9 protein-coding genes are annotated in these 7,381 nt (G+C 69.8%); 5 read left to right on the top strand and 4 right to left on the bottom strand.

Features of this window, described 5'->3' with window-relative positions; genetic code table 11:
- Together JNL41_RS18680 and JNL41_RS18675 are read left to right on the top strand one after the other, a co-directional pair.
- Nucleotides 1–457, top strand: a 457-nt coding sequence (locus tag JNL41_RS18680; protein WP_293477569.1) for a glycosyltransferase family 9 protein, incomplete at its 5' end; no start/stop codon positions are given.
- Entirely contained in the window at nt 454–1,020 is a 567-nt protein-coding gene (locus tag JNL41_RS18675; RefSeq protein ID WP_293477567.1) for a hypothetical protein, read from the top strand. The genes JNL41_RS18680 and JNL41_RS18675, both read left to right, overlap by 4 nt.
- Nucleotides 1,021–1,065: 45 nt before the next feature.
- Here JNL41_RS18675 and JNL41_RS18670 read toward each other — a convergent pair whose 3' ends face one another.
- From JNL41_RS18670 to JNL41_RS18660, 3 genes are read right to left on the bottom strand one after another with little or no spacing between them, the layout of a single operon-like run.
- Nucleotides 1,066–1,509 (bottom strand): flagellar basal body protein, encoded by a 444-nt coding sequence (locus JNL41_RS18670; protein WP_293477565.1) that lies wholly within the window; start codon nt 1,507–1,509, stop codon nt 1,066–1,068.
- Nucleotides 1,510–1,860, bottom strand: coding sequence for a rod-binding protein (locus JNL41_RS18665; RefSeq protein ID WP_293477563.1), 351 nt, complete (start codon nt 1,858–1,860; stop codon nt 1,510–1,512).
- Entirely contained in the window at nt 1,860–2,960 is a 1,101-nt protein-coding gene (locus tag JNL41_RS18660) for a flagellar basal body P-ring protein FlgI (protein WP_293477561.1), read from the bottom strand. Before JNL41_RS18660 ends, JNL41_RS18665 begins: the two co-directional genes overlap by 1 nt.
- Before the next feature lie 179 nt (nt 2,961–3,139).
- Here JNL41_RS18660 and JNL41_RS18655 point away from each other — a divergent pair, with 179 nt between their 5' ends.
- Nucleotides 3,140–3,571, top strand: coding sequence for a flagellar assembly protein FliX (locus tag JNL41_RS18655; protein WP_293477559.1), 432 nt, complete (start codon nt 3,140–3,142; stop codon nt 3,569–3,571).
- Nucleotides 3,572–3,663: 92 nt separating this feature from the next.
- The gene (gene dksA, locus JNL41_RS18650) at nt 3,664–4,092 is read left to right on the top strand and encodes an RNA polymerase-binding protein DksA (RefSeq protein WP_293477557.1); all 429 of its coding nucleotides are present in this window, start codon (nt 3,664–3,666) and stop codon (nt 4,090–4,092) included.
- 26 nt (nt 4,093–4,118) lie between these two features.
- Here the strand turns inward: dksA and JNL41_RS18645 are convergent, their stop codons facing one another.
- The gene (locus JNL41_RS18645; protein WP_293477555.1) at nt 4,119–5,315 is read right to left on the bottom strand and encodes a low temperature requirement protein A; all 1,197 of its coding nucleotides are present in this window, start codon (nt 5,313–5,315) and stop codon (nt 4,119–4,121) included.
- A 144-nt stretch (nt 5,316–5,459) separates the two neighbouring features.
- On the opposite strand from JNL41_RS18645, the gene JNL41_RS18640 reads away from it, so the two are divergent.
- Nucleotides 5,460–7,381: NAD(+) synthase (locus JNL41_RS18640; RefSeq protein ID WP_293477553.1), on the top strand; the 1,922-nt coding region annotated here is incomplete at its 3' end.

Raw genomic sequence — 7,381 nt, 5'->3', positions numbered from 1 at the left:
CGCGACCCTGCCGTCGGCGCCCTATCTACGCGCCGCGACGCGCCCGGCGGGCGGGCGGATCGGCGTCGCGACCCGCGGCAACCCGGGCCACAGCAACGACGCGCACCGCTCGCTGCCCGCCGACGTCGCCGCCGAACTCCTGGCGCTGCCGGGTGCGATGAGCCTGGAGCCGGAGGCCACGGGCGCGAAGGACTTCGCCGAGACGGCGGCCATCGTCGCGGGCCTCGATCTCGTGATCGCCGTCGACACCGCCGTCGCGCACCTGGCCGGGGCGCTGGGCCGGCCGGCGTGGATCCTGCTGCCGCGCATCTTCACCGACTGGCGCTGGATGGAGGGCCGGGCGGACAGTCCGTGGTATCCCACCGCGCGGCTGTTCCGGCAGGCGAGTCCCGGCGACTGGAGCGCCGTGCTCGCCGAGGTGCGGCGGACCCTGACCCGGGAGGCGATCGTTCGATGAAGCTCAACATGGGCTGCGGACACAATCACAAGGACGGCTTCGTGAACGTCGACTCGGCGCCGGCCTCCGGGCCCGACGTCGTCTGGGACCTCGAGCAGACCCCCTGGCCCTGGCCCGACAATGCCGCGGAGGAGGTGGAGTTCATCCATTCGCTGGAACACATCGGCGGCGACCCGAAGGTGTTCCTGGCGGTGATGAGCGAACTCTACAGGGTCTGCGCGCCCGGCGCGGCGGTCAGGATCCACGTCCCGCATCCGCGGCACGACAACTTCCTCAACGATCCCACGCACGTCCGGCCGATCACGCCCGAGATGCTCGGCCTGTTCGACCGCGCGCTGAACGACCAGTGGAAGGCCAAGGGCGCGGCGAACTCGCCGCTGGCGCACTACACCGGCGTCGACTTCGTGATGGAGTCCTGCGGGACCGTGCTGGACGAGCGCTACGCCGCCGAGATGCAGGCGGGCCGCATCGACTCGGCCCAGCTCAACGAGATGATCCGGTCCCGCAACAACGTCGCCATGGAGTACCGGATCGTGCTGCGCGCCCGGAAGGCCGCCGCCTAGGCCGTTCGGCGCTCATGCTGGTCCGAGGTCGGGAAGCCGAATGCCCTAGGCGCGCTGGTTCAGGGTGATGGCCGTGGGCGCGACCGTGGAGGTCTGCACGCCGGTCGAGCCGTAGGCGCTGGCCTGGGTCCGCTGGACGGCGACCTCCTCGGCGATGCACTTCACCAGGCCCTCGGTGACGATGCGGGCGGCCTCGATGGCGCGGCCCTGGCGGGCGAGCACGGCGTCGAAGGCCTCGGTGGCGCGGATCAGCTTGGTGCGCGCGGCCAGCGGCGCGCTCTCGACGAGGCTGGGGTCGGCGCGGACGCGGGTGCTTTCGTGGCGGTAGAGGTTCGCGAGCCGCGAACTCTCCTCCAGCAGGGCGGCGGCGTCCTGCGGCCGGCGCTGCTCGAAGGCCTGGGCCTGGGCGGCGATCAGCTCGGTCAGGCGCTCGGTCAGGACGGTGAGCTGGTCGCAGCGGTCGGCGGCGTCGGCGGCGGCGATGGCCATCTACTGAAGCCCCTGCATCTTGAGGATCTCACGCTGGACGGTGTCCGCCAGGCCGATGCCGCCGGTCCGGGTCATCTGCCGGCCCATCTGCTCGGTCATCAGCGAGCGGAACATCTCCTCGCCGACTCCGCCACCGAACGGCCCGTCGGTCTTCACGCCCTCGAACATCTGCTGGAGCATGATCGACAGGAACTGGCCCTCGAACTTCTCGGCTGCGTCCCGGGCGCGCGCGCGCATCGTCGCCTCGTCGGGCCGGGCGCCGAGGGTCGTGGCCGTTCCGGCGACGCCGAGCGTCGGGACCGGCTTCAGGACGCTGGGGGAGAGCGTGGCGGGCGAAATGAGGTCGGCCATCACATCACCTCGATTTCGGCCTGCAGGGCGCCGGCGGCCTTGATGGTCTGCAGGATGGAGATCATGTCCCGCGGCGTGACGCCCAGGGCGTTCAGGCCCTGGACCAGGGTGGCGAGCGAGGTCCCGGTCTTCAGCGTCAGGAACTGCTTGCCCTTCTCTTCGTCGACCGACAGGTCGCTCTGCGGGACCACGGTGGTCTGCCCGCCGCGCGAGAACGGCGCCGGCTGGCTCACGGCCGGCTGCTCGCGCACCGTGATGGTGAGGTTGCCCTGCTGGATGGCGACGGTGGAGACGCGCACCGCGTCGCCCATCACGATCACGCCGGCGACCTCGTCGATGACCACCTTGGCCGCCGAGTCGGGTTCGACCGGCAGGTTCTCCACCTGGGCCATGAAGCCGACGATGCTCTGGCCGGGCGGCGGGCGCAGGGTGACGATGGTGGGGTTCTCGGCGTTGGCCGTGCCGGGGTAGGCGCCGTTGACCGCATCGGCGATGCGCCGGGCGGTGGTGAAGTCGGGATTGCGCAGGGTCATGCGCATCTGGTCCATGGAGGCGAGCTGGAAGCCGATCTCCTTTTCCACCGACGCCCCGCCGGCGATGCGGCCCGCGGTGGGCACGCCCTTGGTGATCGAGGAGCCCGAGGCGCCGCCGGCGCTGACCGAGCCGGTCTGCACGGTGCCCTGCGCGGCGGCGTAGGCCTGGCCGTCGGCGCCCAGCAGCGGGGTGACCAGCAGGGTGCCGCCCAGCAGGCTCTTGGCGTCGCCCAGGGCCGAGACGTTCACGTCGATCTGCGCGCCCGGCGCCGCGAACGGGGGCAGCTTGGCGGTGACCATGACGGCCGCCACGTTCTTCGTGTTGAGGTTGGTCTCGCGGACGTTGACGCCCAGGCGCTCCATCATCGCCTCGAGCGTCTGCTTGGTGAAGGGCGCGTTGCGCAACGCGTCGCCCGTGCCGTTCAGGCCGACCACGATGCCGTAGCCGACGAGCTGGTTCTCCCGCACGCCTTCGAACTCGACGATGTCCTTGATGCGGGACTTCGCGAGGACCGGCTGGGCCACGAAGACCGTGACGATGAGCAGGGCGGAGAGGAGGCGACGCATGGCAGACCCTGGACGCAAGTGTTCGCGCCCCTCACGCCAGAACCATGCCAGTCGGAAAATGCAATGAAATCAAACCGGGAGCGAGTCGGGTGGGCAAGATCGACTAGGCAGATTCAGCCTCCCGTTAACCATGCTTCAAGTTTGCCGGGCGAAGCTGCCCGGCGAGTGTCGGAGTCACCATGAAAGTCAGCGGAACAGGCGGTCTGTCGCAGACGTCCGGCGCCAGGCCCGCGCGCGGAGGCGGCGGCGAGGGCTTCCGGATCGCCGGGGCGCCGGCGCCGGCCGCGCCGGCCCAGGTGTCCACGGTGTCGGGTGTCTCAGGCGTGGTCGGCGTCGAGGCGCTTCTGGCCCTGCAGGACGTCGAGAGCGCGACCGAGCGCAAGCGCAGGTCCGTCGGTCGGGCCGGACGCCTGCTGGACGAACTCGACGAACTCAAGATCGCGCTGCTGGGCGGCGAGCTTTCCGCCGGCCAGCTCGCCCGGCTCGCCCGCACCGTCCGCGAGCAGCGCGCGGCCACCGACGACCCGAAGCTCGAAGGCGTTCTTGACGAGATAGAAACCCGCGCCGCCGTAGAACTCGCCAAACTCGAGGCCGCCGGGCATGCGGCGTAAGGACCTTGGCCTTCGCGGCGGCGTTGAAACGACCACGCTTTTTGTTATACAGCCGCCGCGTGTCTCAGGGTTCCTAGGGGCGTGAGGTTTTCATGAAGACAGCCGCAGTTCTGGCTGACGTGCCCGACTATCGTCCTTCCGAGGACGAGGAGTTCATGAACGAGCGCCAGCTTGAGTATTTCAAGCAAAAGCTCCTGATGTGGAAAGAAGACATCCTCCGGGAATCTCGGGAGACGCTTTCCCATCTCCAGAAGGAAACTGAGAATCATCCTGATCTCGCGGACCGCGCGTCCTCCGAGACCGACCGGGCCCTGGAGCTTCGCACCCGCGACCGGCAACGCAAGCTGATCTCCAAGATCGACGAGGCGCTGCGGCGGATCGAGGACAACTCCTACGGCTACTGCGAAGAGACCGGCGAGCCCATCGGCTTGGCCCGCCTCGACGCCCGCCCGATCGCCACGCTGAGCCTGGAAGCCCAGGAACGGCACGAGCGCCGCGAGCGCGTCCACCGCGACGACTGAGGCTCGGCCGGCGCCGCTTGCGCCCTTCAGGCCTCCGCCTTCGCGGCGGCATGACCCTCGTGTCCGGCGCCGTCCGTCCTGGCGCGGATGGCCGTTTCCCAGGCGGCGACGATGGCCAGGACCGTGGTGGCTACCGCCGACAGCGCCAGGATGGACAGCGCCGGCGCCGCGAACGCCGCGGCTCCGAGCATCGCCAGGCCTGCCGCCCGGGGCCCCGGGAAGACGCGGAACACGGCGAACTTGAACCACAGCGCGCCGGCCAGGTAGAGCGCCGGGCCGCCCAGCAGCAGCCATGCGGCCCCGCCGTGCGTCGCGTTCTCGACCGGGTGCGCAAGCGCCAGTTCGTCGCCGGCCGCGGTCACGATGATGCCGGCCACCATCGGGATGTGCGCGTAGGTGTAGGCCATCCGGGCGATCCGGCCCGGGTCGTCCGAGTGCGCGATGGCGAGAAACGAGGCCTCGGCATGGGCGCTGAAGTAGATCCACCAGAGCGCGATCGCGCCGCCCAGCGCCGCGGCGAAGGCGGCGATGGTCGCCGCGTCCCACGCGTGTCCGGCGAACGTCGCGCCGGTGACCAGCACCGACTCGCCCAGGCAGATGATGACGAAAAGGCCGCAGCGTTCGGCCATGTGACCGCCCTCGACGTTCCAGTCGCGGGTCTCGGAGCGTCCGAAGCCCGGGGTCCAGAAGGCCGCCGCCGGCCCCAGGTACTCGATGGCCAGCGCCAGGCCCCAGAGCGGCAGCCGCATGGCGTCGGAGAACGCGCCGGCGATCCAGCAGACGCCCGACGCCGCGAGCCACGCCGAGACGCGGACGAAGTTGAGGAACAGCGGCCGGTCGCCCCGCGCGGCCCAGGTCATGAACAGCGACCGGCCCAACTGGAAGGTCACGTAAGCCAGCGCGAACGTGACCGCGCGGTCCTCGAAGGCGTGCGGGATCGAGGTCGACATGACGAGGCCCAGCGCCATCAGCACGAACAGCAGCGCCCGCACCGCCGGGTGATCCGGGTCCAGCCAGTTGGTGATCCAGGTGGTGTAGATCCACGCCCACCAGACGGCGAGGGTCAGGAGGCCCGCGTGAATCGCCCCCTCGGGCGTCAGGTGCGCCAGCAGTCCGTGGCTGAGCTGGGTCACCGCGAAAACGAAGACCAGATCGAAGAAGAGCTCGAGCGTGGTCACCCGGGCGTGCCGCCCCTGCACCCGTTCGCGCAGCATCCGTACCATCCGCGGTCCTCCGTGCGTTCAGGTTAGGCGGTCGGGAGGCGGGCCGACAACCGCGCGCGCCGGGCAGGGGAATCCCGCTAGGTTTGCATCGAATGCGGTGAAGCTATATATGCTCAAATTGAGCATAAGTGAGGACGATCCCCGGTGACGAAGGCGTTCCACTCGATCCACACCCACGGCTTCGTCCGTGCGGCGGTCTGCACGCCGCAGGTGCTGCCCGGCGACCCCGGCTACAATGCCGCCGAGACGCTGACGCTGGCCCGGCAGGGCGACGTCGAGAGCTGCGACCTGATGTTGTTCCCCGAACTCGGCATCTCGGCCTACGCCATCGACGACCTGTTCCTGCAGGACGCGCTCTTGAAGCGGGTGGAGGCCGAGATCGCGGGCCTCGCGGCGGCGTCGGAACATCTGAAGCCGGTGCTGGTGGTGGGCGCGCCGGTGGCGGTGAACGGGCGGCTCTACAACTGCGCCGTGGCCATCTCGCGCGGCCGGATCCTGGGCGTCGTGCCTAAAAGTTTCCTGCCCAACTATCGGGAATATTACGAGAAGCGCTGGTTTGCGCCGGGCGCGGGCGTCACCGGCCTCACCACCGTCCTGGCCGGCCAGGAGGTTCCGTTCGGGACCGACCTCGTGTTCGAGGCCGAGGACCTGGCGGATTTCGTCTTCCACCTGGAGGTCTGCGAGGACTTCTGGGCCCCGGCGCCGCCGTCGACCCAGGGGGCGCTGGCGGGCGCGCTGATCCTCTGCAACCTCTCGGCCTCGAACATCGTGGTCGGCAAGGCGCTGGACCGCGAGGTGCTGTGCGCCAGCCAGTCGATGCGCTGCCAGGCGGCCTACCTCTACTCGGCTGCGGGGCCGGGGGAGAGCACCACCGACCTCGCCTGGGACGGCCAGGCCTCGATCCACGAGCTGGGCCGCCGCCTCGCCCAGACCGCCCGTTTCCCGATGGCCTCGCAGATGGCGGTGGCCGACATCGACGTCCAGCGCCTGCGCCTGGAGCGGATGCGCACGCCCACCTTCAACGACGGGGCGGTCGCCGCGGGCCACCCGGAGCGCGCGTTCCGGCGTGTGTCCTTCGTCCACCAGGCGCACATGGACGACGTGGGCCTGATCCGGCCGCTGGACCGCTTCCCCTTCGTGCCCGACGACCCGGCGCGCCTGGACCAGGACTGCTACGAGGCCTTCAACATCCAGGTCTCGGGGCTGATCAAGCGGCTCCAGGCCACCAGGACGAAGCACATCGTCATCGGCGTCTCGGGCGGCCTCGATTCGACCCACGCGCTGATCGTGGCGGCCAAGGCGTTCGATCTCCTGGGCCTGCCGCGCAAGAACATCCTGGGCTTCACCATGCCGGGCTTCGCTACCAGCGAAGGCACCAAGTCGAACGCCTGGGCGCTGATGAGCGGCCTGGGCGTCACCGGCGAGGAGATCGACATCAAGCCGGCGGCGACCCTGATGCTCCAGGAGATGGGCCACCCCTTCGCGGCGGGCGAGCCGGTCTACGACATCGCCTTCGAGAACGTGCAGGCGGGCCTGCGCACCGACTTCCTGTTCCGCCTGGCCAACCAGCGCGCCGGCATCGTGCTGGGCACCGGCGACCTCTCGGAGCTGGCGCTGGGCTGGTGTACCTATGGCGTCGGCGACCACATGAGCCACTACAACGTCAATCCGTCCGTGGCGAAGACGATGATCCAGCACCTGATCCGCTGGGTCGTGAAGACCGGCCAGTTCGGCGGCGACGCCGACGAGACACTGCTGTCGATCCTCGACACCGAGATCTCGCCCGAGCTGGTGCCGGCGGGCGCCGACGGGGCGATCCAGTCGACCCAGGCCAAGGTCGGCCCCTACGAGCTGCAGGACTTCAACCTCTTCCACATCACCCGCTTCGGCCTGGCGCCGTCGAAGGTGGCGTTCCTGGCCTGGCATGCGTGGCGCGACGTGGCGAAGGGCGAGTGGCCGCCGAACTTCCCGCCCGAGGCGCGAAACGCCTACGATCTGGCGACCATCAAGCGCTGGCTGGGCGTCTTCCTCTTCCGCTTCTTCGAGATCAGCCAGTTCAAGCGCTC

It is taken from the genome of Phenylobacterium sp. (assembly GCF_016793285.1).
In the GTDB taxonomy this organism is placed as follows: Bacteria; Pseudomonadota; Alphaproteobacteria; order Caulobacterales; family Caulobacteraceae; genus Phenylobacterium.
This window is presented reverse-complemented; position numbering and strand designations above follow the sequence as displayed.